Raw genomic sequence first — 25,176 nt, 5'->3', positions numbered from 1 at the left:
GGAAAGGCTGAACGTGGATATCCGGTATTATTGGTCGATCTTCTCGCGGCGCCTGCCGTATTTCATGCTGGTCGCGGCGGTGATCAGCGCCGTCTCGGTCATCGTCGCCTATTCGCTGCCGCCGGCCTATGTGTCGGAGATGAAGCTGATCGTCGAAGCGCCGCGGATCCCGGACGAGCTGGCCGCCTCGACGGTGCGCACCCCGGCACAACAGCAACTCGAGATCCTCGAACAGCGGCTGCTGACCCGCGCGAACCTGCTCGACATCGCCAACCGGCAGAAGGTGTTTGAAAACATGTCCGAGATGACCGCGGACCGGATTGTCGAGGCAATGCGGGCGCGGACTGTTGTGGCGGGCAGCAACTTCAAGGACCCGGTGCCGCTGATGCAGATCAGCTTCGAGGCCCGCTCGGGGATGATCGCGGCGGGCGTTCTCAACGAATATCTGACCCTGATTCAGCAGGAAGATGTCGAATCCCGCACCGGGCGCGCGTCGCAGACGCTGGACTTCTTCGAACAGGAAGTGGCGCGGCTGAGCGAGGAATTGGCCGAAGGCAACGCCCGTCTTCTGGCGTTCAAGACCGAAAACGCCGACGCGCTTCCGGAAGGTCTCAACTACAAGCTCAGCAGGCAGACCCTCCTGCAGGAGCGGCTGGCGCTTCTCGAGCGCGAGATCGCCGGGTTGGAGGATCAGCGCAAGAACCTGGTGCTGATCTTCGAATCCACCGGGCGGGTGAGCGGGTACGAGGCGGCGCAGCCGTCTCCGGAACGCCAGCAGCTCGAGGATCTGCGCCGCCAGCTCAGCGAGGCCTTGGTCATCTATTCCGAGGAAAACCCGCGGGTGAGGGTGCTCAGGGCGCGCATCGCCGAGCTTGAGAAGACGGTGCAACCGCAGCCGGAGTTCGAGGGGACGACGACCGGCAATGCGCTGCTGGACGTACAGTTGGCTGAACTCGCAACACGCATTGACGTGCTCCAGAAACAGCAAGCAGCCACGAAAGAGCAGCTGGAAGAAGTGACCGAGATGATCAACCGGACCCCGGCCACCTCGATCCGGGTCGAGGAACTGACGCTGGATCGGAATAACATTCAACAGCAATACAACCTGGCCGTCGACCGCCTGTCGCGGGCCAGTACCGGCGAGCGGATCGAGGTGACGGCGCAGGGTCAGCGAGTGTCGGTGATCGAACCTCCGGTCGTGCCGACCCAGCCCTCCAAGCCCAACCGGCTCATGATCGCCGGCGGCGGCAGTTTCGTGGGTATTCTGGCCGGGTTCGGCCTGGTCGTGCTGCTGGAACTGCTGAACCGTTCGATCCGACGGCCCGAGGATCTGGTGGCCCGCCTGGGGATCACGCCGCTGGCGACCATCCCCTATATCACCACGCCGGGGGAAGTCTGGCGCCGGCGGGCGTTCAAACTGGCGCGGCTGGCGATCATACTCATCAGTGTGTCGGCGGGCGTTTACGCGATACACACCTATTATCAGCCACTGGACCTGGTTGCCGAACAGGTCATGGACAGGATTGGCACGCGCTGGTGAGGCGCGGCGCGAAGGAATTTGATCGGGAAGGATGACGGTCGATGGAGAAACTGCAGGTTGCCATAGAAAAGGCCCGTACGCAGCGGCAGAAGATCGGCCGGGCGCAACCGTCCGTCGAGCCGGCGACGGCGCCCGCAAAACCGGCGGACGAAGCCTTGCGCGACCGCTGGGAAGGGCTCAAGCCGATCACGGTGCCGCCGCGCGCCATCAGCCGCAACCGGCTGATCGCGAGCGCCAACGGCACCAAGGTGGGGCCCTTCGACATGCTGCGCACCCGCATCCTGCAGCAGGCGCGGGCCAATGGCTGGAAACGGGTTGCGCTGGTCTCGCCGCACAGCGCCTGCGGCAAGAGCACCACCGCCGCCAATCTCGCCTTCAGCTTCGAACGCCAGGCCGATCTGCGCACCATGATTCTGGATCTCGACCTGCGCCGCGGCGGCTTGCGGAAGATCTTCGACCAGAACTGCGCCCATACGATGGGCGACGTGCTGCAGGGGACGGTGCCGTTTTCCGAGCACGGCCGCCGGCTCGGTGCCAACGTCGCGCTCGGCTTCAACGGCAGCCCCGTCCGGAACGCCGCCGAGATCCTGCAAAGCGGAAAGACCCCCGAGGTACTGGAGGCGATCGAAGCCGATTTCGAGCCGGATATCGTGCTGTACGACATGCCGCCCCTGATGGAGGTGGACGACAATTTCGGGTTCCTTCGAAACGCCGACTGCGCCCTGCTTCTGGCCGAGGCGGAACGCACCACCATCGATCAGGTCGATGTGGCCGAGCGCCAGCTGGCGGAGCTGACCAACGTGATGGGCGTGGTTCTCAACAAGGCCCACTACACGGATGGGGTATACGGGTACGGCTATGGCTATGGGGCTGCCGAATAGGTCTGGCCCGCAAATATTCCGCGCGCTGTTTCGAACGATACGAACCGACGGATACGGACATTTGATAAATTCCGACGACGCAAACGAACCGGTATTGGAGCAAACAAGGTGATTGTCCCTGTCATTCTGAGCGGCGGAACCGGAAGTGAGCTCTGGCCAAGCTCCCGGGCCGCCTATGTCAAGCAGTTCGTTGAGATGACGAAAGGGGAAAGCCTCTTTCAGAATACTCTGCGGCGGGTGTCCGGTGCCGAATTCGCAGCCCCCGTGTTTCTCACCAACCAGGATTGCCGCTTTCTGGTGGAAGAGCAGGCAGCACAGTTGGGGCTGAGCGATGGACGGGTTCTTCTGGAACCCTTGCCGCGCGGGGTTGCGCCGGCGGTTTTGACTGCGGCGTTGAGCCTGGCGGAAACCCCCGACACCTTGATGCTGGTTGTGCTGGCCGATCATGCGATATCGGATGCGGACGCGTTCCATCGGGCGATCCAGACGGGCGCGGACGCCGCCCGGCAGGGCGCATTGGTCGCCTTCGGCGCCACACCCGACCCTTCGCGGAGGGGGAACGGCCATTTGGCTCTGGCCGACCCGGCAGAGCCGGGGCGGGCGCTGCAACTGAACGGATTCCACGAAGCGTCCGAGCCCGCACCCGCAGCACACGCGTTGGCGAATACCGGTATGTATCTGTTCCGCGTCGGCGATATCGTTTCCGCCTTCGACGCCCATGCCCCTGAACTGGCCGAACTGTGCCGTCAGGCTCTGAAACGGGGGGAAGACGACCTCGGCGCCCTTCGCCTGGACGCGGAATCCTATGAGAAGATCCCCACCGCGGCGATCGAATCCGCGGTCCTTGCGAAGGCCGGAAACGCCGTCGCAGTCCAGCTCGAGTCGGGCTGGTCCGATCTGGATGGCTGGGACGCGCTGCACGCGATGCTGCCCACGGATGACAAGGGCGTCGCCTGCACGGGACCGGCCACCGCGGTGGATTGCGAGAACACGCTCCTGCGCAGTGAGGAGGAAAGTGTCCGGCTGGTCGGGCTGGGGCTGAAGAACATCGCCGCGATCGCCACGCGCGACGCGATCCTCGTGGCCGACATGGACCGCGCGCAGGATGTGGGCGCGGCCGTCGCCGTGCTCCGGCGCGAGGGCGCACCGCAGGCCGTCGACTATCCGCGCTTTCACCGGCCCTGGGGCTGGTACGAAACGCTCTGCCTGGGCGGCCGGTTCCAGGTCAAGCGCATCATGGTCAAGCCCGGCGGCATCCTGAGCCTGCAGAGCCATCATCACCGTGCCGAACACTGGGTCGTGGTGGGCGGCACCGCGCGGGTCACGGTGGGCGAAGAGGTCAAACTGCTGTCCGAGAACGACTCCGTCTACATTCCGCTGGGCGCGGTCCACCGGATGGAGAATCCCGGCAAGCTGCCGATGTATCTGATCGAGGTGCAGACCGGTTCCTATCTGGGAGAGGATGACATCGTGCGTTATGAAGACATCTACAACCGGGGATGATCCCGCACGGCACGTCGGCACCCTTGAAGCCGGCGCGTGCCGTGGTGTTTGAAGCGAATTCTGGATTACCAAAATCGGGTTGAATTTGATGAAGATTGCAGTTTTGGGTTTGGGGTATGTCGGTTTCACGGCCGCGTGCTGTATCGCGAGCGAAGGTCACGAAGTGATCGGGATCGACGTCAACCCGGAGAAGGTACGCCAGATCAATGCCGGACAGGCCCCGATCGTGGAACCTCGCGTGCAGCAGATGCTGCAGGAGGGTCTGGACGCAGGGCGGATCGCGGCGGACACCGCCATCGGAGCGCACCTGGATGATTGCGATCTGGTCATTGTCTGCGTGGGCACGCCCTCGGCGGCGGACGGGTCGCACAATATGGGGTTCATCGCGGATGTGACACGGCAGATCGCAGAGGCGCTGACCCGCGAACGGGCGCGTCCGCTGACGGTGGCCTATCGCTCGACTTTTCGGCCGGGAACGGTCGAGGAGCTGGTCCTGCCCATCTTCGAAGCCACCCTGGGCGACGCGGCGGAACGGATGGTTTCCGTGGTCTACAATCCCGAGTTCCTGCGCGAGGGCAGCGCCGTCGAGGACTACTTCAACCCCCCGAAGATCGTGGTCGGAACCCGGGACGGATTGCCGAATGACGTGATGGAGGACTTGAACGCGAATATCGACGCCCCCGCGTTCATCGTCAGATATCGTGAGGCGGAGATCACCAAATTCGTCGACAACAGCTGGCATGCGACAAAGGTCGCCTTTGCCAATGAGGTCGGCCGGGTCTGTCTTGCTTTGGGGATATCGGCGCAGCAGGTGCACCAGATATTCGTCGCCGACACAAAGCTCAACATTTCGCCGCATTACCTGCGCCCCGGCGGGGCGTTCGGAGGCTCCTGCCTGCCGAAGGACGTTCGTGCGTTTCAGAATATCGCAACCGATATCGGCGCCAGCATGCCGCTGATCAGCAATTTGCTCATTTCAAACGAGATGCACAAACACCGGCTGTTCGAATATGCCACCGAAGGCCTGGACAAGACGGCGCGGATTCTGCTGGCCGGCCTGGCCTTCAAGGCCGGCGTGGATGACTTGCGGGAAAGCCCGAATGTCGATCTGGCCCGCAAGCTTCTGGCTGCTGGATACAACCTGGAGATCTATGACCCCAGTATCGACGCCACCAAGCTTGTCGGCGCCAATCTGGGATATGCCTACAGTCAGCTGCCGGCCCTGGAGCGCCTGCTGGTCGATCGCGCCCATGTCGAGAAGACCCGGTATGACAGGGTCATCGCGTCGAATGCGACCATTGACAGTCTGGATCTGTCGAACGGCCCGGACATTCGTCATGTGGGGCAGTTGCCGTGAAGGATTCAGCGCCAATCCAAACCCCGAAGATGGATGCCGCCCGGCAGCAGCGCCCGCTGTCCGGCCGGCGGGTGCTGATCATCGTCGAGAACCTGCCGGTTCCTTTCGACCGGCGGGTCTGGCAGGAGTGCCGCACATTGCGTGCGGCGGGGGCGGACGTCGCCGTGATCTGCCCGACCGGGAAAGGGTATGAAGCGCGGTATGAAGAGATCGAAGGGGTGCATATCTACCGCCACGATCTGCCATTGGATGCCAGCGGCGCGCTGGGGTATTTGCTGGAATACGGCGCCGCGCTGTTCCACGAGCTGAGATTGGCGCTGAAAATCGCCCGGCGCCACGGGTTCGATACCATCCAGGCCTGCAATCCGCCGGATTTGATCTTTCTCGTCGCCTTGCCGTTCAAGCTGTTCGGCAAACGGTTCATTTTCGATCATCATGACATCAACCCGGAACTGTACGAGGCCAAGTTCGGCAAGAGGGGGTTCTTCTGGAAACTCATGGTGCTGTTCGAGCGTTGGACGTTCCGCACCGCGGATGTCGTCATCTCGACGAACGAAAGCTACCGGGCGATCGCGCAAGAGCGGGGCGGCATGGCGTCCGAGGATGTGTTCGTGGTGCGCTCGGGGCCCGATCTCAATCGGCTGGTGGTCGGCGAGCCGAACCCGAAATGGCGCAACGGGCGTGCACATCTGGTCGGCTATGTCGGCGTCATGGGGGATCAGGAAGGTATCGACCTTCTGCTGGATGCGGCGCGTATCATCGTACAGGACCGCGCGCGCGACGTGCAGTTCGTGCTCGTGGGCGGGGGAAGCGCGCTGGACGGGCTGAAAGCCCAGGCCGATGAACTGGGTTTGACCGACCACGTCACGTTTACCGGCCGCGCACCCGATGCCGATCTGTTCGAAGTGCTTTCGACGGCGGATCTATGTGTGAACCCGGATCGGGTCAATCCGATGAACGACAAGTCGACGATGAACAAGATATTGGAGTATATGGCGTTTTCGAAACCCATTGTGCAATTTGACGTGACCGAGGGACGGTTTTCCGCCGGCAAGGCCTCGCTTTATGCCGCTCCCAACGATACCCGGGACATGGCGGACAAGATTCTTGAGCTTCTCGACAACCCGGAGCAGGCGGCGGAAATGGGCCGGTTCGGCCGGGCGCGGGTCGAAGCGGAACTGGGCTGGGACCACCAGGTCGAGCCCCTGATCGGGGCCTATACGCGGGCCGTCCAGAAAAAGCCGCTCTGACAGGATGGGCCGGGGCTAATCCCAGATTTCGCGATCTCGGCCCATGAACTGGGCCAGTTGCGTGTTCCAATGCTGTAGCCCTGCATCGATATCCGCCATGGCCTGCCTGTCCCGGTCGGATATCTTCCTGGAGGCTTTTCCGGTATTCAGACTCAAATACAGTGGCTTGAACAAGGTCTTCACGCCCCCCGGCATGTTTCTTCGAGCCGAACGGACCAATCTGTGCAGCTTGATGGACTTGACCTTGACCGTCTCGTTCGCTTTCGGGAAGTCGTAGGTTCGATAGAATTCGGTTCCAAGGCCCAACGCGCGTTCAAGCTCACAAAGCGCCTTGACGGGATTTGCCACGATCTCTTCGAAAATCAGCACGGACATGTTCTGCGGTCTGACGAGTTCTGCCCATTCCTTCAGAAACAACACGTACTGACAATGTTCAATGGCATCTCGCAGCATTGGCCGGTGAGAAATCAGGTCGGGTCTCGAACCGTTTTGCAGGGCGTCTACGAAATTCGCGAATTCGAGATCCTGAGGCAGGAAACCTACGTTGTTCTTTGCGTAATTGAACAGGGAATAGATCCGGGCGGACGGTTTTCTGGCCAGGAAGATGAGATGTTTCCGGCGCAGATTGGGGATGATCCGCCTTGCCGTTTCCTGGTAGTAATATTGCGGTGAAACATCCAGGCGATAGCGCGCCTTTTCCGCGTCGTCTTCCAGAAAATCCCCGTAGCCGTCCAGACCCGTTTCATGATATCCGCCGGGTTTTTTCAGCGGGTCGTCCGCATCCATCAGGAACCGGGCCTCGTTGTCCTTGGTTCCGCAGATCTCCGGATGATCCCGGAGCCATTTCCCCATGGATGTGCTGCCTGATTTTGCGGCGCCAATAATGAAGAGGTTTGGCAAAGTTCTCTGTGGCATATGCATGGAGTTTCTCCGAAGCTCTCGAAACCGGTTGACCTGCTGCTTCTCCAGTATAGGCGTGACTTGATGCTCTGCCGTGATGTGAGGCCGGGCGCGGTCTGCCCGGTACATCAAGGCATATTCAGGATCTAAATAAAGACTTTGTGTCACCCGAACTTCGAAGATGTGACAGGCGGTTTTGAAAGGTGCGGTCCCGCCGGAAACGGGCAATCTGAAAAAACATTCCACTCATTATCGGGTCCCCCGGAGCCCGTCCCGCATGGCAGGTGACGTCATTGCTATGGTGCCGCCCTGTTGCGGCATGGTCATGTGCGCCTCGTGATCACTCCGTGGTACTGACGCTCGCTTTTGTTGAGTCCCCGGCCAAGCAGGACCGGCCAAACAATACGGTCTTTCCAAGATACTCAAAAAAGCCAGTTCCGCCCACCCGTGCGGCATTTTTTTGTCTGCTACATATGGCAGGTCACATGACCATCCCGGGGTCGGCAGGCGCGTCAGGAGGTACTGATAGACCCACATCAGCACCAGAAAGTTCACCACGCGGGCGACCACGGTGCTTGCGGAATTGATGGCGACCAGCTTCTTCGAGACGACGATGTTCTTGTGTTCGACCGCCATGTGCTATCCCGCGATGACGGCGAATTCCGGCCGCAGGCCCATCGCCCGCACCTGCGCGGTGATTTCCTCCTGGTAGAGCGCGTTCGAGATCAGGACCAGATCGGGATTCACCTGGGCCAGCGCCTCGGGGGCGATCACCGGCAGGGCCACGCCGGGGGCCACCAGCCCGTGTTTGCGGGTGTTGAGATCGACCAGCGCCGCCAGCGGGCGGGCGGCCGCGCCAAGCGCGTTGGCAAAGGTGATCCCCTTGGAGCCCGCGCCCCAGATGACGGCGGTGCCGCCGAAGTCCGACAGCCGGTCGCGCCAGCGGTCGAGCTCGGCATTGGCCGCCCTGCCGAACGCCGCCGCCGCCTGGCAGACCGCGCCCGTGCCGGCGTCCAGATAGTCCGGAACGGGGTCGGCGGGGACGGCCTCGACCATCAGGAACTGATCGCCGTATCCGGCGCCGACCGAGACCGGCTCGAACCCGGTGCGGCGGAACAGGGTGGTGATCGCCGGCGCGCTCCAGTACCCCACATGCTCGTAGATCACGTCCCACATCGACACCGCGTCCAGCATCCAGCCCGCGTTCGGCACCTCGAAATAGACGGGAACGTCCCGGTCGCCGATCGCGCGGCGGATATCGGCCAGAAGCGGCACCGGCGCGTCGAGATGTTCCAGCACATGGCGGCACAGGATCGCGTCGAACGGCCGGTCCAGCTGATCCGACCGGAAATACTCGCCCACGATCTCGACCGAGTCGCGGGCGGTGAACGGCGTCGGCTTGCCCGCCATCGACGGATCGAATCCGGTGGCGCTCGCCACCCCGTTCTGCGCCATCAGGTCCAGCATGTGCCCGTCGCCGCAGCCGATCTCGACCACATGCCGGCCTTCCAGCCCGTGCCGCGCCACCAGACCCGCGGCCAGCTCCTCGGCGAAGGCCTGGAACCTGGGCGAGAAATGCAGCGCGTTTTCGTAGCCGGGCGCATAGACCATGCGGTCCGGCGCAAAGGCGCTGTTCCAGATGAAGCCGCAATCGGGGCAGAGCTTGAGATCCACCGTCCCGGCCGGCGCCGCGCGCGCGGCCTCGGCATCCGGCCAGAGCTGGTTGCAGATCACCGGAACCGCGTCCAGCCGGAAGATGTCCTGCGCCTTTCGCGCGGCGCAGAGCGGGCAGGGTGTCGGGGATCCGTCGGTCATACGGCAACGAGCTCCGGGTTGAGGCCCATCTCGGACAGTTGCGCCCCGATCTCGGGCAGGTAGATCGGGTTCATCACGATCACGGTGTCGGGCGGCATCTGCCGCAGGCTGTCGGGGCCGCTGACCAGATGCCCGGTTCCGGGCAGGTATTTGCCCTGCTTGAACGGATTGATGTCGATGACCTGCGCCACCTCGGCCCCCAGGTCGTTGGTAGTCAGGAACGACACGCCCTTGGAGCCGCCGCCCCAGATCGCCACCCGTCGGCCCGCGGCGTGGCGGGTGCGAACGAATTCGGTCCAGTGGCGGCGGGTTTCGGCCACCTTTTGCGGAAAGGCGGCGGCCAGGGCGCGGACGGTGTCCAGATCGTCCTCCTGCGGCAGGGCGGGGCGCCCGGCCTGCGGCGCGGCATACTGGATGATGTACTGGTCGTCATAGGCCAGGTAGAGCCGGGTCACGTCGAACCCGGCCCGCCGGAACAGCCGGGCATGGCTGCCCTGGGTGAAATAGGAGCAATGTTCGAAATAGATGTCCCAGAACGCCCCTTCGGCCAGCACCCGCTGGACATCGGGGGTTTCGAAGAAGATGCCGACATCGCCGCGCCCGCCGATCACCTGCGCGATGTCCTGCATGAACCGTCCCACCTCGGGGATGTGTTCCAGGGTGTGGCGGCAGGCGACGAAATCGGGGATCTCGGCGATGGTTCCGGGATCGAAATATTCGCGCTGAAAGGCGATCTCGTGCCCGTCCGCGCCCGGCAGGCGTTCGGGGATGAAACCGGGATCGACACCGAGGCCGCGGGTGCCGGTCTGTTCGGCCAGCTCCTGCAGGAACTCGCCCTTGCCGCAGCCGATCTCGAGGGTGCGTTTGCCCCTGAGATCGTAAAGCGACGCCACCTCGGCCGCGAGATCGCGGGCGAACCGGTTGAAGGTGCCCGAGAAATGCTGGCTTTCCTCGGTGGTCGAGGCGTAGTCGACCAGCGACAGGTCGAAGACGGAATTGAACACGAACCCGCAATCGCCGCAGAACATCAGCACCAGCGGATGGCGCGGGAAATTCCGCGCCTCCGTTTCGGTTTCGAGCAGGATGCAGCTTTGCACCGGAATGGCGTCGAGCCGGTAGATTTCCGTGAGATTTCGCCCGGTACAGGCCGGGCATGCGGTTTTTTCAGTCATGAAACGATGCCCCGCCTTCAGGCGCCGACGATTTCGAGATCGGGGATCGGCACGACGAATTTGCCGCCGGCCTCCAGAAAGGCCCTCTGCTGGCGGATGATCTCGTCGCGGAAGTTCCAGGGCAGGATCATCACGTAATCCGGCCGGTCCTCCATCAGCCGTTCCGGCTGGTCGATCCGGATGCGCACCCCGGGCATGTACTTGCCCTGCTTGTGCACGTTCCTGTCCACCGCATATTCGATGGCCCGGTCATTCAGATTGAGGAAGTTCAGCATGATCGTGCCCTTGGCCGCCGCGCCATAGGCTGCGATCCGCTTGCCGTCGGCCTTCAGGTTGCCGACCAGCTTGCGGGCCTGTTCGCGGAACGCGCGCACCCGGGCGCCGAAGGTCTTGTAATAGTCGAACCGGTCGAGCCCCAGCGCCCGTTCCTCGGCCAGAATGGCCTGCACCGCCTCGGCGGGCGCGGCGGTCTTGCCGAAATAGAGCCGCAACGACCCGCCATGGATCGGCAGGCGGCGCACGTCGTTGAGATACAGCCCGTGCCGCTCGAACAGCGCCTTGGCCGAGCCGACCGAGAAATAGCACAGGTGTTCGTGATAGATGGTGTCGAACTCGATGAAATCGATCATGTCGCGGACATAGGGAAACTCGACCACCACCGCGCCGTCCTCGGCCAGCAGCTCGGCCATCCCCGCCACCAGATCGTTCTGATCGGCCACATGGGCCACCACGTTGTTGGCGATGATGACATCGGCCCGCCGTCCCTCTGCGCGCAGCGCGCCGGCGACCCGGGTGCCGAAAAAGTCGATCACCGTGTCGATGCCCTTTTCGCGCGCCGCGGTGGCCGGCTGGGTGGCCGGATCGACGCCGAGCACCTGGATGCCCTTTTCCTTGAAGTTCCGCAGCATGTAGCCGTCGTTCGAGGCGATCTCGACCACGAGATTGTCCGGGCCGAGCCTGCGGCGCTCGATCAGTTCGAGCGCGTTGTCGCGGGAATGTTTCAGCAGATCCTCGGAATAGGACGAGAAATAGACATAGTCGTCGCCGAACATCTCCTCGGGCGGCCGGGTTTCCAGCAGCTGCACCAGGGTGCAGTCCGGGCAATAGCCCAGCCTGAGCGGCACCAGCGACTCCTTCTGCGCCAGCCCGTTGGCGTCCAGCAGCCCGTCCGACCGCGGCATCAGCCCCAGATCGAGGATCGGCTCCAGCCCCTTGTGGCCGCAGGAGATGCAGTTGACCCTGGCGCTGTCGGCGGCGAAATCCGCCTGCGCCGCCTCGGCGTCGTCGCGGGGCCGCGCCGCCGCGCCCGCCGGGGTATGCTTGAGCGTGACGTCGATGATGTCGTCGGCGATCAGCTTCTTGATATGCCCGATCCGCTGATAGCGGGGGCCTTCGAACTCTTCCAGCGTCAGCTTCTGCGCCAGGTAGGCCTCGTAGAGCGACTGCGCGCCCCGGCGGGCGTCCCATTGCGGCTTGAACTGCGGCATGACCCGCTGGATCTTGTCGCAGTTCACCCGGTAGGACCGCTTGTCCGGCCCGGCGCCCTCGGCAAAGGTCACCTCGCAGCCCGGCACCACGTCGGCCACGATCTCGGCCAGTTCGCGGATCTGGTAGTTGTGCTCGGTCACGCCGACGTTGAACGCCTCGTTGCGGATCTTCTCGACCGGGGTGTCGAGCGTCGCCAGGAAGGCGCGGCTGATATCCTCGATATGGGTGATCGGCCGCCAGGGCGTGCCGTCGGACTTCATGTGGATGTTGCCGGTGGTCACCGCCCAGGCGACCAGGTTGTTCAGCACCAGATCGAAGCGGATGCGCGGGCTGACGCCATAAGCCGTGGCCGAGCGCAGGAAGGTCGGGCAGAAACCGTCATCGGCCAGGTCCGCCAGCGCCTGCTCGGACCGGACCTTGCTCTCGCCATAGGGCGTCACCGGGTTGAAGGCCCCGGTCTCGTCGATGAAATCGGCGCCCGAGGCCCCGTAATTCGAGCAGGAGGAGGAAAACACGAAGCGCGACACCCCCGCCGCCTTGGCGGCGCGGGCCACGTTCATGGTGCCTTCGAAATTGATGTCATAGGTGGTCTCGGGGCGGAAATCGCCCAGCGGATCGTTGGACAGCGCCGCCAGATGCAGCACCGCGTCGAAGCCCAGCAGGTCGGCCGTCTCGATCTCGCGGATGTCCTTGAGGATCGTCGGAACCTGCGGCATCTCGCCCCCGGGGGCGAAGGTGCAGCGCTCGTAAAGATCGCTGTCGATTCCCACGACGTCATGCCCGGCCGCTTCCAGCATCGGGGTCAACACCGTTCCGATATAACCGCGGTGGCCTGTCACCAGTACTCGCATGCTCATTTCTCCCACACCGCCCAGGGGCGTTCACCTGAATCCCAGAGTTTTTGCAGATTGTGCTTGTCGCGCAGCGTATCCATCGCCGCCCAGAACCCGTCGTGACGATAGGCCATCAGCTGACCGTCCCTGGCCAGATTTTCCAGCGGGGCATGTTCGAACATGACCATGTCGCCCTCGATGTAGTCGAAGACCTGCGGTTCCAGCACGAAGAAGGCGCCGTTGATCCAGCCCTCGGCGGTCTGCGGCTTTTCCTCGAAGGCGGTCACCTGGTCGCCGTCGAACCGCATGTGCCCGTAGCGGGCGGGCGGGCGCACCGCCGTGATCGTCGCCAGCTTGCCGTGATGGCGGTGGAACGCCAGCAGCTTGTGGAGGTCCACGTCGGACACCCCGTCGCCCCAGGTCAGCATGAAGGTTCCGTCGCCCAGATAGGGCTGCAGCCGCTTGACCCGGCCGCCGGTCAGGGTCTCGCCGCCGGTTTCGATCAGATCGACCGTCCAGGGGGCATGATCCTGATCGTGGCGCACCACCGGCTCGGGCCGGCCCATGTTGACCGTGATGTTGCCCGCCAGCGTCCCGTATTCGGCGAAGTAGCGCTTGATGTAGTTGCCCATGTAGCCGAGCGCGACGGCAAAGTCGTTATACCCGTAATGGGAATAGATCATCATGATGTGCCAAAGGATGGGCATGCCCCCGATCTCGACCATGGGTTTGGGCCGGATCGAGGTTTCCTCGGCCAGACGCGTGCCTTTGCCCCCGGCGAGAATAGCGATTTTCATGAAAATTCTCCGTCAATGCAAATGCGCCCAGATCCTTGCCGGAAATTTCCGACAAGGCGCCGGGCCGTCGAAGGGAAGTGAAACATTCCTCCAGAAAACTGGCAATATTTTACCCGACATCGTTTCGTGTCCGAAAACAGTGTGATGTTTTGGAGTCCTTCTTACACCAGAAGCGAGTCGGTATAGATGAATTCGTCGTCGTTCAGAGTCAGGCCGTAGATCCCGTTCAATATCCCGACAAGTTCATCCGCATCGCCGTTCTGGCCCACCCGCCAGATCGCGGTTCCCGGCGTCAGGCCCGGCGCGTCCGTGCTCAGCACATAGTCCGAGGCCGACCCGTTCAGCTGCACTTGGTCGAGTCCCGTCTCGAAGTCCCAGACGAAGCCGTAATCGCTCTCGCCGGCATCGGCGCCGATCCCGTCGTCGTAATAGGTGCCGTTCTCGTCCCCGAAGACGAAGACATCCGTGCCGCCGGCACCGACGAAGACGTCGATCTCGCCCTGGCCCGGCGTGGCGCTGCCGGTATCGACCGCGACCTGGATCTCGGCGCTGTCGTCGCCCTGGATGATGTCGTTGCCGGTGATCTCGGTCACGGTGAGATCGCCGAAGGTCACGTCGAAGTAATGGGCGTTGAGATAAAGCGAGCCGGTGGCGGGCGCTTCGGCGAGGCTGAAGGTTTCGACCGATTGCAGGGTCCAGTCCACCGGCTCGGTCGTGCCTTCTTCCCAGACCTTGAGGCTGTAGACCCGGTCATAGATTCCGGTCTGTTCCACCCGGATGGTGAAATTGTAGGTCAGGCCTTCCTGCAGGTTCAGTTTGGGCGTCACGCCCAGAACCTCGGACCATTCGTGGTAGCTGTGATTCTTGAAGCGTTCGTTCGTGTAGTAGAACGCCGCGCCGGGCTCCCAGCCGGACAGGGGCTGGATGTCGCCATAACGCGAATCCGTATGGCCGTTCCACATCATCCCAAAGGTGAATCCGCCGCCCACCACGGGGTGCTCGTTCTGCAGATCATGCATGTCGATGGTCAGGTTGACCTCGTAATTGTCCCAGCCCTGATCGCCCAGGACCAGCAGCCGGTCATAGCCCAGATCGACGGGACGTGCGCCGTTGGCGTCCCAGGACCAGGTTCCGTCCACCACCTGAAGCACATCCTGAATGTCCGTGACCGTGGACCAGTCGATGCTGTAATTCGGACTCCAGTCGTTACCGGACTCGTATTCGACAACCACATCGCGGGTCACGACCGCGCCCCCGGCCAGGGTCGCGGTGATCGTCACCACGTCATCGGCGGCCGAGCCGTCGAGATCGGCGTAGAAGATGTCCACGTTGAAATCGCCCGGATTCTGCAGGCGGATGCCATCGGCGCCCACGGACAGGGTCTGTTCGGGGCCGCCATTGAGCGAATAGGTCAGCGATGTGACGTTGCCGCCGACATTGCCCAGGATGTTGATGCGTTCCTGGCCTTCACCGGGACTGCCGAAGCTCTGCGTGAGGCCGTACCAGACATCGATCGGATTGCCGACCGCGATGGTGACCGTCGCTGTGTCCGTGAGATCGCCGTCCGAGATGGTGTAGGTGAAGCTGTCATCACCGGAGAAGCCCGGATCCGGCGTGTAGGTATAGGTGCCGTTGCCATTGTCGGTCAGCGTGCCGTTGGCGGGCTGGGTGATGCCGGTGAGGCTGATCGGGTCGCTGTTCGGATCGCTGTCATTGGCCAGCAAATCCGAATTGACGTCGATCAGCAGGGCTGCGTCGACCGGTGTGACCAGCCCGTCATCCACGGCATCCGGCGCTAGATTGATCGGGGTATAGCTGCCATCCTCGTCGGCGATCGGTTCGGCGGTGTTCTCGAAATAATCCACCTGCGCGACAAAGCCCGACGCATTTGCGGTATTGCCTGCAAACACTCCGGTCTTGGTCACGGTCAGCGCATGGGTAAAGTTGCCCGCGGTGACCCAGGCGGCCCCGTCGGTGGAATACTCCAGCGTCCAGTCATCTCCGGCCCGCGTGAGGCGCAGATAGGGCGCGCTGCCGCCGGGGATCGTGACCTTGAACGCGGTCGAGGAATCGCCATTCACCGTGATCCCGGCAAAGGCATAGAAATTGCTGCCGTTGGAATAGGTGTCGAAGCGGATCCAGTTGTCCGCATCCTGTTCGACCAGCAGGCCCTGGATCTGATAGCGCTCGGTTGGCGTGCTCAGGAACCGGGTCTCGATCTGGAAATCCACATCGGCGACCGCCTGCATCGCGCGGGCGCCGTTGTTGGTGTCCCAGACGTCATAGTCGCCATCCGGCGTCACCAGTTCCAGATAGGCGTCGCTTGCATTCGTCGCGAAGCCCGAGGAAATCCCGGCGGGGCCTTCGATGCTCCAGGCCGGATCCAGAACTCCGGAAGCGAAATCGTCCGAGATCAGGCCGCTCGGCGGCGGCGGGGTCGCGATCGTCAGGTCGAGACTGACGGTTGCGGCGGGTGCGATCCCGTCGCTCAACTTCAGCACGATGCTGTCATTGCCTTCGACCGAGCCGCTCTGGTGATAGGACACGCGGCCGAGATCCACGTCCTCCTGGGTGAAGCCGTCCCCGACGCCAAGGGCGACGCCGTCCAGGCGCAGCTCGCCCAGCCCGGGCAGCGCATCCAGAATATAGGTCAGCTGCGCCGCCGATTGCTCGGCATCCGTGGCCGCAAGCAGCGAGGGTCCGATCGCCAGGCTGTTGCCGGGCTCAAGCTCGACGGCCTGGAGTTTTTCGTGGAACAACACCGAGATGGTGCCGTCGGTCTTGCTGGCCCCGAGAATATCGACCAGCCCGTCCCCGTTCATGTCGATGGGCACCGCCCCGTAGGCGCCGATCGCGTTGTCGTCCGCAATCACGGTGGTGAAGTTCCCCGACCCGTCGTTGAGGAACAGCCGGATCGTATTGTCGTCGACGCTGGCCGAGGTCACGTCGATGTCGCCGTCGCCATCGATGTCGGCCACGTCCACATAACGCGCCGCATCGGCATTGGCGGCGATCAGGATCTTGGTGAAGATGCCGCCGTCATTGCGGTACCAAGCGATCGTGTCGTCGTTCTTGCTGGCGTTCAGGACATCCAGATCGCCATCCCCGTCGATATCCGCCGTGGTGGTGAAATAGGCGCCGTCGGCCCCCGTATCGATCAGGCGCTTGGTGAAGGTCTGGCTGCCGTCGTTTTCATACCACGCCACGGTGTCGTCGTCGAAACTGGCCGTCACGATATCGAGATCGCCATCGCCGTCCAGATCCACCGGCAGCGAGGATTTCGCCGCCATCGAGGCGGCGTCGATGACATGGGTGGAGAAGGACTGGTTGCCGTCATTCTCGTGCCACGAGATGGTGTTGGCCTCCTGCCCGGCGGTGACCAGATCCAGATCGCCGTCCCCGTCGAAATCGGCGGCGAAGATCGAATGCGCCCCGTTTTCGTTGAGGATCACGTTCTTGGTGAAATTCCCCGCCCCGTCATTGCGGTACCAGGCATAGACATCCTCGCGGTAGCCTCCCACCAGCACGTCCATGTGGCCGTCCTGATCGAGATCGGCCAGCGAGGCCGGATAGGAGGAGTCCAGGGCGGCGTCGATAGTATGCGGCGTGAAGCCGAAGGCGCCGTCATTCTCGAACCAGACGACGGAGTCATTCTGTTCCGAGGTCGCCACGATGTCGAGATCGCCGTCATGGTCGAAATCCGCGGCCAGGGCGATATGGGTCAGCGGCATGGCGGTGCTGACCACGGTCTTGGAAAAGCGGCTGCTGCCGGTGGTGATGACCGGCGCGCTGTTGCCCGAGCCGAGCGTGACCGTCGCCACGTCGCTCATACCCGAGGGGTCGCTCACCCGGTAGGTGAAGCTGTCGCTGCCCAGATGGCCGGGATCGGCCGCATAGGTGAAGCTGCCATCGGCGTTGAGGGTCAGCGTGCCGTTCGACGGCCCGGTTTCGAGCGTCACGCTCAACGCATCCCCGTCCGGATCGGAGTCGTTGCGCAGCACGCCGTCCGCCGCCGAAACGGTCAGGTTCCCCTGGGCGTCCAGCTGATAGCCGTCATTCGTCGCCTGCGGCGGATCGTTGGAGGGCGTGGTGTCGTTGACGGTGACGTTCACCGTTGCGGTGTCGGTGCCGGTGCCATCCGAGATCGTGTAGGTGAAGCTGTCGGTTCCGGAGAAGCCCGGATCCGGGGTGTAGGTATAGGTGCCGTCGCCATTGTCGGTCAGCGTGCCGTTGGCGGGCTGGGTGGTGCCGGTGAGGCTGATCGGGTCGCCCTCGGGGTCGCTGTCATTTGCCAGCAGGTCGGCGGCGATATTGATCACCAGCGCCACGTCCTCGTCGGTGGCGAGCCCGTCATCGACGGCATTTGGCGGATCGTTGGAAGGCGTGGTGTCGTTGACGGTGACGTTCACCGTTGCGGTGTCGGTGCCGGTGCCGTCCGAGATCGTGTAGGTGAAGCTGTCGGTTCCGGAGAAGCCCGGATCCGGGGTGTAGGTATAGGTGCCGTCGCCATTGTCGGTCAGCGTGCCGTTGGCGGGCTGGGTGGTGCCGGTGAGGCTGATCGGGTCGCCCTCGGGGTCGCTGTCATTGGCCAGCAGGTCGGCGGCGACATTGATCACCAGCGCCACGTCCTCGTCGGTGGCGAGCCCGTCATCGACCGCATCCGGCGGGCTGTTGGGGGGCACGATGGTGCCGTCCTCGTCCACCAGCGGGTCCGCGGTGTTCTCGAAGTAGTCCACCTGCGCGGTGTAACCCGTCGCATTGCTGGTATTGCCGGCGAATACCCCGGTTTGCGTCACGTTCAGCGTGTGCGAGAAGCTGCCCGCCGTCACCCAGACGCTGCCGTCCAGGGAATATTCCATGGTCCAGACATCGCCGGTCCGGTCGACCCGCAGATAAGGGGCCGTACCGCCCGAGATCGTGACCCGGAACATCTGGGTCGACACGCTGTCAACGGTGATCGCGGCAAATGCAAAGAGCTTTCTGCCGTTGGAATAGGTGTCGAACCGGATCCAGTTGTCGGCGTCCTGCTCGACCAGCAGGCCCTGCAGTTGGAATTTCTCGGTCGGTGTGGTCAGGAAGCGGGTTCCGATCTGGAAATCGGTATTGTCGGTGGCCTGCATCGCGCGGGCGCCGTTGTTGGCGTCCCAGACGTCATAGTCACCGTCCGGCGTCACCAGTTCCAGATAGGCGTCCGTGGCATTCGTTCCGAGGCCGGCGGAAATCCCGGATGGACCTTCGATGCTCCAAGCCGAATCCAAGACCCCCGATGCAAAATCGTCCGACATCGGCCCGCTCGGCGGCGGCGGCGTGCCCACGGTCAGATTGACCGTCGCGGTGTCGGTGCTGTTGCCGTCCGAGATGGTGTAGGTGAAGCTGTCGGTTCCGGAGAAGCCCGGATCCGGGGTGTAGGTATAGGTGCCGTCGCCATTGTCGGTCAGCGTGCCGTTGGCGGGCTGGGTGGTGCCGGTGAGGCTGATCGGGTCGCCCTCGGGGTCGTTGTCATTGGCCAGCAGGTCGGCGGCCACGTCGATCACCAGCGCCACGTCCTCGTCAGTGGCGAGCCCGTCATCGACCGCATTTGGCGGATCGTTGGAGGGCGTGGTGTCGTTGACGGTGACGTTCACCGTCGCGGTGTCGGTGCCGGTGCCGTCCGAGATGGTGTAGGTGAAGCTGTCGGTTCCGGAGAAGCCCGGATCCGGGGTGTAGGTATAGGTGCCGTCGCCATTGTCGGTCAGCGTGCCGTTGGCGGGCTGGGTGATGCCGGTGAGGCCGATCGGGTCGCCCTCGGGGTCGCTGTCATTGGCCAGCAGGTCGGCGGCGACATTGATCACCAGCGCCACGTCCTCGTCGGTGGCGAGCCCGTCATCGACCGCATCCGGCGGGCTGTTGGGGGGCACGATGGTGCCGTCCTCGTCCACCAGCGGGTCCGCGGTGTTCTCGAAGTAGTCCACCTGCGCGGTGTAACCCGCCGCATTGCCGGTATTGCCGGCATACACACCGGTTTTCGCGACCGTCAGGTCATGGGTGAAATCGCCTGCCGTCACCCAGGTGCTGCCGTCCAGGGAGTATTCCATGGTCCAGACATCGCCGGTCCGGTCAACCCGCAGATAGGGTGCGGTGCCTTCGGGAATCCTGACCCGGAGCAGTTGTGTCGACACGCCGTCAACGGTGACGATTGCGGTGGCGAAGAGCTTCTTGCCGTTGGAATAGGTGCCGAACCGGATCCAGTTGTCGGCGTCCTGCTCGACCAGCAGACCCTGGAGTTGGTACTTTTCGGTGGGTGTGGTCAGAAACCGCGTTTCGATCTGGAAATCGGTATCCGCCGTCGCTTGCATCGCGCGGGCGCCGTTGTTGGTGTTCCAGACGTCATAGTCACCATCCGGCGTCACCAGTTCCAGATAGGCGTCCGTGGCATTCGCCCCCAGTGCGTGGGAAATTCCTGCCGGGCCCTCAATTGTCCAAACAGAATCCAGTACACCTGACGCAAAATCGTCGGAAACACTCATGGCTTCACTCACTCATCAAACACTAAAAAACATGCCCCCCTACATCTACAGCAATGCGCAGGCGGGGCATAGAGACCAACAAGTATATTTTATCACCGTCATTGTGCCGCATTTCGCAGACGGAAATCAAGGGAGCCGGTCGCGCCCACCAAGGATCTGCCGCCGCCAGCGCCCTGCGGTGACGCGCGACCGCCGGACCGCAAACCCGCTCAGCAGCGATGTCGCGCACAGGGTTCTTTGAAAGGCGTTCAGCCCGTTGATTTCGTATATCGACTTCAAAAATTCGAGATACAGGCGTTGTTTGGACGACAGTTTTGCCCGCGCCGCCGGGTCGAACCAGCGCAGCACCTCTTCCTCGGTCCGGTTTGCCTGCCGCGACATGTCGCCATGAATGCGGCGCTGAAACAACGGTTCGCCTTCGAGGTGGACGATGTTTCCCAGCAGGGCACATTCCAGCAGCAACACGTAATCGGAGGCGACAAAACTTCCGATCAATCGCGTCCGGGCCAGGGCCTCGCGCTGAAATACTCCGAAAACCGAGGTTACCAGACCCATGGCCTGCACCGAGCGAAACACACGCACGGCAGGTGAGATGGAGGTTGTGTGCATGGAGTTCCGGTCCGCGCGCAGAACCTGCCCGGATTCATTGATGAACTCGGAACGGGGGTAGACGATGACCGGAGGGGTCTCCAGTTCTTCAAACCTTTGAACGCAACGGGTCAGAAACTGCGGCTTCAGCAGATCGTCATGCGCGGCCCATTTGAAATACTTCGCGGATGCGGTCTGAAAGACGTAGTTGTAGTTCTTTGCGGCGCCCAGATTCTCGGGTTGCCGCGTATAGGAGATCCGCGCATCCCTGGCGGCATAGTCCGCGCATATTTCTGCGGTGTCATCCGTTGAAGCATTGTCGGAAATGATCAGTTCGAAATCGCCCAGATCCTGAGCCAGAATTGCCTCCAGCGCCTGGGCGATGAATTTCCCGCCATTGAAAACCGGCATGCCGATGCTGACAATGGGCTGAGAACTACCTTGCCGAGAGAGAGTGGGTGCTTTTAAGTCCATCCGAAAAATGTCGAAACAATTCGCCCTTTGTTGAAGATTTGTTTCATTTCTCTACGCTCTGGCAGCCATGCTATTTGTTCTTTCCCTTCAGCCGCGCGCCAATCTTGCGCCGCGCTCGGGTCAAGAGAATCCGATCCTGCGGATCGAGGCACATGATGAACAGCACCGCGGTATAAACAAGGGCTGACAGAGCGCAGCCGATGAAAAACTTTCCCCAGCCATCGATGGGCCAGGCCTGCGCGAAAATCAGACATGCCAGACAGGCGGAGGCGAAAGGGCCCAGACCGGGTAGCAATGTCTGCCGCGCGAAGACCGACCACCGTCCCCGGACCAACCAGAGCCCGACCGGCCACATCAGGAACAGATAGACCAGGGCATAGGCCCCGCTCAGCCCCAGCGCCGCTCCCAGCGCGCCCATGTCGCGGATGACCACGAAATACCACATGCCGGCCAGGGCGCACAGGCTGAGGACCATGGTGCAGATGTTGAAGGCGCGGATCCGGCCGATCGCATAGGCGATCTCGTAAAACATCCCGCTGGCCCAGGCGATCGGATAGATCCCCAGCAGCAGCAGCATGACCGGGGCCGCCAGGATATAGCGCTCGCCGGCATAGAGCGTGATCAGCGGATAGGCGAAAACCAGCAGGGGCGGCAGCAGGAACATCGTGACCCACAGATAGTAGCGCCCGCCCCGATAGTAGAAACTCTGGAGCGCGCTTTCGCCTTCGGTCGCGTAGATCGTGGTCAGGGCCGGCTTGGCCGGGGCCGAAGCGGCGATGACCAGCCTGCGAATCTGGGCGTCGGCCAGGCTGCCCACATGGAACGAGGCCACGTCCGTGGCGGAGCTGTGCCGGTTGAGCAGCAGCGCCGGAAGCGCCTTCAGCACCAGATTGTTAAGACCCTGGAACAGGGTCCAGAGGCTGAAGCCGAGCAGCCGCCGGATGGTTGCGAAGGATATGGCCGACAGGCGCAGACGGGCGTCGGGCAGGATGCGGACGGTACAGATGATCAGGATCAGCATGTTCACCGTATTCGCCACCGAAGAGGCCACCGCCACCCACAGAACCTGTGTGCTGACCGCCAGCAGCAACAGCAGCAGCAGGCCGACCCGCAACATCTCGGTTCCCAGCAGGATCAGGTTCTGTTCGACGAACCGCATCCGCACGTGCAGGCCGACCCGGAAGGGCGTCGCCGCGATTCTCAGGCACAGGACGGATACCAACATGAGCAGCATCGCCTGGGCCTGGCCCCGGTATTGCGGCGCCACGGTGATGACCAGATCGATATGAACCACCGCCAGCAGGCCGGCGGCGAACAGCACCGCTGCAACCACAAAGAGAACCGGAACCATCGAGGAGACGATCGACGTCATGTTGCGCCCGTCGCGCCGGGCGTCGGCTTCGACCATGAACCGGGCCAGGCCGCGCAGAAAGATGGTCGGGACAATCTCAGCCACAATCAGCAGGGAGGCGATCACCGGCACCAGCGCGTATTCCGCCGGCTCGATCCGGCGCAAAAGATACTGGTTGACCCAAACCAGCGCCGTCATGCGGAGAATGGCGGTCGCGATCGAACTGGAGGCGTTCACAACGTAACGACTTGCACTATTCCGCGGGGGGCCGCCCATACTCAATCATACCGTCTACAAGAATGCGCCTAACCTTTTTGCCGAATTCCGCAAAAGTTCAAGGCAATTCTGGGGGAAATCCGCGGGTGTTTCTGCGGGATCACCTGCGCGGGGCGCCGCCCGTTCCGGTAGTGTTCCGAAGATCTGGAAAAGCATTGCCATGGCGCCGGGATGCCAGCATTATCCGGTCGGCAGGCAGGTGGCCTGGGCATTTGTTTAACGGTGATTGTGCGGGAGAGTGCGATTATGAAACTTGATTTGGCTGAGTTTGTCGTCTCGGGACGCAGCAGTCTGACCCGTTTTTTTGCAGGCCGGAATGCCAGAAAAGTCTTCGCCATCGGCGAGAACAAGAGCGGAACAACCTCCCTGCACCGGATCTTTCAGGACCTCGGGTATCACTCGTATCACGGGACGAAATGGCGCGACACGTCCCGCACCACGATGTATCGGATGTATGACGCCTTTTGCGACGGCATTCCGGACAATTTCCGCAAGTTGGATGAAATGTTTCCGAATGCGAAATTCATTCTGCAGGTTCGCGATCTCGACACCTGGATTGACAGCCGGTTGGAACATATCCGCCGTCTGCCGCCGAACAAGAAGCGCCATCCGCTATGGACGATCAAGGAAAGCTCCATCCGGGCCTGGACCATTCAACGCAACGCCTATCACATCGATGTCCTGAACCACTACCGGGAACGGCCGGAGGATCTGTTGCTGATCAATTATATCCGGGATCCCCATGCCGCGGAGAAAATCGCCACCTTCCTGGGGCACCCGCCGCTCGCGAAGAAACCGCATGCGAACCGCAATCCGAAGTCCGGACCACGGATCAAGAATGTCGAGATGATCCGGTCGGCCCTGAACGATCTCGGGATCCCCGAAGAGGAATGGAGCAACGACATCCATTGCCCGTCGCTGCCCTCGCCCACGGCCCAGACCAGCGCCGAGACCGTTCCGGCCGATACATCCCTGACGCCCGGAGGCCTCCCGGCCCGGGAAGCTGCTTCGCAGGCCTAAGCGCGTCCTGTCGGTTCTGGTGACAGACGGCGTTCCGTGAAACCGATTTGCCGTTTGGTGCGCCAGGCCCTAATCGCCCGCCTTCAGTGCCTTGAGCCGGGCAGAGGCGCCATGGCTTTCCGCCGGGCTGCCCGGAACCGGTCGCAGGTTTGCGATGGTGATGCCCCGATGTTCCATCAACCCGACGAACAGATCCGAATAGTGGAACCCGCCGGACGGATCGAGATGCTGCATCGCGATGTTCGTGCCCTTCAGCCCGCCCTTCTTTCTTGAATCGATATTGTATTGCACCAACGCGCCGGGCGGGACCGAGATCCGCGTCACCGGCCGGTCGGCGCTGAGCGCGTTGATCAGCGTGTTGTGACTGACGGCGACGCCGGTCCCGTTCTTGATGCGGATGCCGTTGGCCATCTGGGTGTAGATGATGTTCTGCTGGATGGCGACGTTGCTGTGCGTGCCGTTGCCGCCAAAGAAGATCCCCTGCATATCGAAGCGGTTTCGCAGCAGCAGCACGTTGCCCGTGATCTCGAGGTTTTTCGACGGCGGCCCCTGGAACTGCATGAAATCGGCGTGGGTATCCTCGTAGGGATAGAAATGGGTCGGACCCATGTTGTTCTTGATCAGACCGCCGTCGACGCCGGCAAATTTGAATGCGTCGGAGCCAAGATAGTTGAAAGCGTTTTCGGCGAGTACGAAGTTGTTGGTACCATAGTTGCCGACCCCCACCGCAACATGGTGGATATCGTTGTTTTCTATCCGGATGTGGTGGCTGCCGTCCCGAACCTCGATGCCGAAGTTGACGTCGAAAATCGGGGTGCCAGGAGTCGTGATCGGCCCGTTGATCTCGGAATTGAGCACCTCGATATGATGACTGCCATTGATCCCGATGGCTGCGCGGGCGCTTGGTGAATCCACAAGGACACCGTCAATGCGCAGATAGCTGGAATTCTGGATATTCACCCCCTCGAAAGTTGCGCCTTGGGCGCCGTTGGCAGAGGCAATGGTGACGTAGTCGTTGAACTTCAGGTTCCTGATATCCACCTTGCCATAATCGCCGGATTTCAGCAGGATCGTTTCACCGCCCGACGCTTTGGACAAAGCGCTTTGAAGCTCGGTCGCAAGGTCTGTCGCTTGTACCGGCGCTGGGATGAGAGCTCTGGCAAGCGTCGTACACACCGCGATCAAGATGAGCCTTTTTCGCACGTCCCCCCCTTTCTAGGTCAAATCCTTCTCGGAAGCCGTTACGACAGGCTGATTTCCATCCTGCTTTTCAAGGCTCCGTCCGTATCGCATCAGTGGACCCTCGAAGATCCGGAATGACAGCACCGCCTGCACCTGTGTCAGGATCAGCGCAACGACGGCGACCGCCCAGAATGAGATTTCTGATGTGGGATGAAAAACGCCGGGCAGTTTCAGGATGAGTTC

17 protein-coding genes are annotated in these 25,176 nt (G+C 62.4%); 6 read left to right on the top strand and 11 right to left on the bottom strand.

The genetic code is table 11. The features are described from left to right. The first annotated feature begins 13 nt into the window (after positions 1 to 13). The 5 genes from AC2FNJ_RS10270 (at position 14) to AC2FNJ_RS10250 (ending at position 6,531) form a co-directional block, all read left to right on the top strand. Entirely contained in the window at positions 14 to 1,540 is a 1,527-nt protein-coding gene (locus AC2FNJ_RS10270; RefSeq protein WP_496764139.1) for a GumC family protein, read from the top strand. Positions 1,541 to 1,581: 41 nt separating this feature from the next. After that, on the top strand, positions 1,582 to 2,421 hold the full coding sequence (locus AC2FNJ_RS10265) for a CpsD/CapB family tyrosine-protein kinase (RefSeq protein ID WP_496764138.1): 840 nt from the start codon (positions 1,582 to 1,584) through the stop codon (positions 2,419 to 2,421). Positions 2,422 to 2,529: 108 nt separating this feature from the next. Further along, entirely contained in the window at positions 2,530 to 3,924 is a 1,395-nt protein-coding gene (locus AC2FNJ_RS10260; RefSeq protein WP_496764137.1) for a mannose-1-phosphate guanylyltransferase/mannose-6-phosphate isomerase, read from the top strand. An 88-nt stretch (positions 3,925 to 4,012) separates the two neighbouring features. Further along, positions 4,013 to 5,281 carry a nucleotide sugar dehydrogenase gene (locus AC2FNJ_RS10255; RefSeq protein ID WP_496764136.1) on the top strand — a complete coding sequence of 423 codons (1,269 nt, stop codon included), beginning with the start codon at positions 4,013 to 4,015 and terminating at the stop codon, positions 5,279 to 5,281. A gap of 29 nt (positions 5,282 to 5,310) precedes the next feature. After that, positions 5,311 to 6,531, top strand: a complete 1,221-nt coding sequence (locus AC2FNJ_RS10250; RefSeq protein ID WP_496764135.1) for a glycosyltransferase family 4 protein — start codon at positions 5,311 to 5,313, stop codon at positions 6,529 to 6,531. A gap of 15 nt (positions 6,532 to 6,546) precedes the next feature. Here AC2FNJ_RS10250 and AC2FNJ_RS10245 read toward each other — a convergent pair whose 3' ends face one another. From AC2FNJ_RS10245 to AC2FNJ_RS10205, 9 genes are all read right to left on the bottom strand, one after another. After that, positions 6,547 to 7,452, bottom strand: coding sequence for a sulfotransferase domain-containing protein (locus AC2FNJ_RS10245; protein ID WP_496764134.1), 906 nt, complete (start codon positions 7,450 to 7,452; stop codon positions 6,547 to 6,549). A gap of 228 nt (positions 7,453 to 7,680) precedes the next feature. Continuing rightward, positions 7,681 to 8,067, bottom strand: coding sequence for a hypothetical protein (locus tag AC2FNJ_RS10240; RefSeq protein ID WP_496764133.1), 387 nt, complete (start codon positions 8,065 to 8,067; stop codon positions 7,681 to 7,683). A 3-nt stretch (positions 8,068 to 8,070) separates the two neighbouring features. Continuing rightward, entirely contained in the window at positions 8,071 to 9,246 is a 1,176-nt protein-coding gene (locus AC2FNJ_RS10235) for a class I SAM-dependent methyltransferase (RefSeq protein ID WP_496764132.1), read from the bottom strand. After that, on the bottom strand, positions 9,243 to 10,418 hold the full coding sequence (locus AC2FNJ_RS10230) for a class I SAM-dependent methyltransferase (protein WP_496764131.1): 1,176 nt from the start codon (positions 10,416 to 10,418) through the stop codon (positions 9,243 to 9,245). Before AC2FNJ_RS10230 ends, AC2FNJ_RS10235 begins: the two co-directional genes overlap by 4 nt. A gap of 17 nt (positions 10,419 to 10,435) precedes the next feature. After that, complete coding sequence (locus AC2FNJ_RS10225; protein ID WP_496764130.1) at positions 10,436 to 12,757, bottom strand: NAD-dependent epimerase/dehydratase family protein; 2,322 nt, start codon at positions 12,755 to 12,757, stop codon at positions 10,436 to 10,438. Between the two features lie 2 nt (positions 12,758 to 12,759). Further along, complete coding sequence (gene rfbF / locus AC2FNJ_RS10220; RefSeq protein WP_496764129.1) at positions 12,760 to 13,536, bottom strand: glucose-1-phosphate cytidylyltransferase; 777 nt, start codon at positions 13,534 to 13,536, stop codon at positions 12,760 to 12,762. 161 nt (positions 13,537 to 13,697) lie between these two features. Beyond that, positions 13,698 to 20,042 (bottom strand): Ig-like domain-containing protein, encoded by a 6,345-nt coding sequence (locus tag AC2FNJ_RS10215; RefSeq protein WP_496764128.1) that lies wholly within the window; start codon positions 20,040 to 20,042, stop codon positions 13,698 to 13,700. 126 nt (positions 20,043 to 20,168) lie between these two features. Continuing rightward, positions 20,169 to 21,041 carry a glycosyltransferase gene (locus tag AC2FNJ_RS10210; protein WP_496764127.1) on the bottom strand — a complete coding sequence of 291 codons (873 nt, stop codon included), beginning with the start codon at positions 21,039 to 21,041 and terminating at the stop codon, positions 20,169 to 20,171. Positions 21,042 to 21,174: 133 nt separating this feature from the next. Beyond that, positions 21,175 to 22,653 (bottom strand): lipopolysaccharide biosynthesis protein, encoded by a 1,479-nt coding sequence (locus AC2FNJ_RS10205; RefSeq protein WP_496764126.1) that lies wholly within the window; start codon positions 22,651 to 22,653, stop codon positions 21,175 to 21,177. 249 nt (positions 22,654 to 22,902) lie between these two features. Here AC2FNJ_RS10205 and AC2FNJ_RS10200 point away from each other — a divergent pair, with 249 nt between their 5' ends. Continuing rightward, on the top strand, positions 22,903 to 23,751 hold the full coding sequence (locus AC2FNJ_RS10200; RefSeq protein ID WP_496764125.1) for a sulfotransferase: 849 nt from the start codon (positions 22,903 to 22,905) through the stop codon (positions 23,749 to 23,751). A gap of 69 nt (positions 23,752 to 23,820) precedes the next feature. On the opposite strand, the gene AC2FNJ_RS10195 is transcribed toward AC2FNJ_RS10200, so the two are convergent. Both AC2FNJ_RS10195 and AC2FNJ_RS10190 read right to left on the bottom strand, forming a co-directional pair. Further along, on the bottom strand, positions 23,821 to 24,849 hold the full coding sequence (locus tag AC2FNJ_RS10195) for a right-handed parallel beta-helix repeat-containing protein (RefSeq protein WP_496764124.1): 1,029 nt from the start codon (positions 24,847 to 24,849) through the stop codon (positions 23,821 to 23,823). Between the two features lie 117 nt (positions 24,850 to 24,966). Beyond that, positions 24,967 to 25,176: hypothetical protein (locus tag AC2FNJ_RS10190; protein WP_496764123.1), on the bottom strand; the 210-nt coding region annotated here is incomplete at its 5' end.

This window comes from Ruegeria sp. BHSB196, assembly GCF_059613135.1.
The sequence above is the reverse complement of the archived record's forward strand: the minus strand, read 5'-3'. Positions and strand labels throughout refer to the sequence as shown.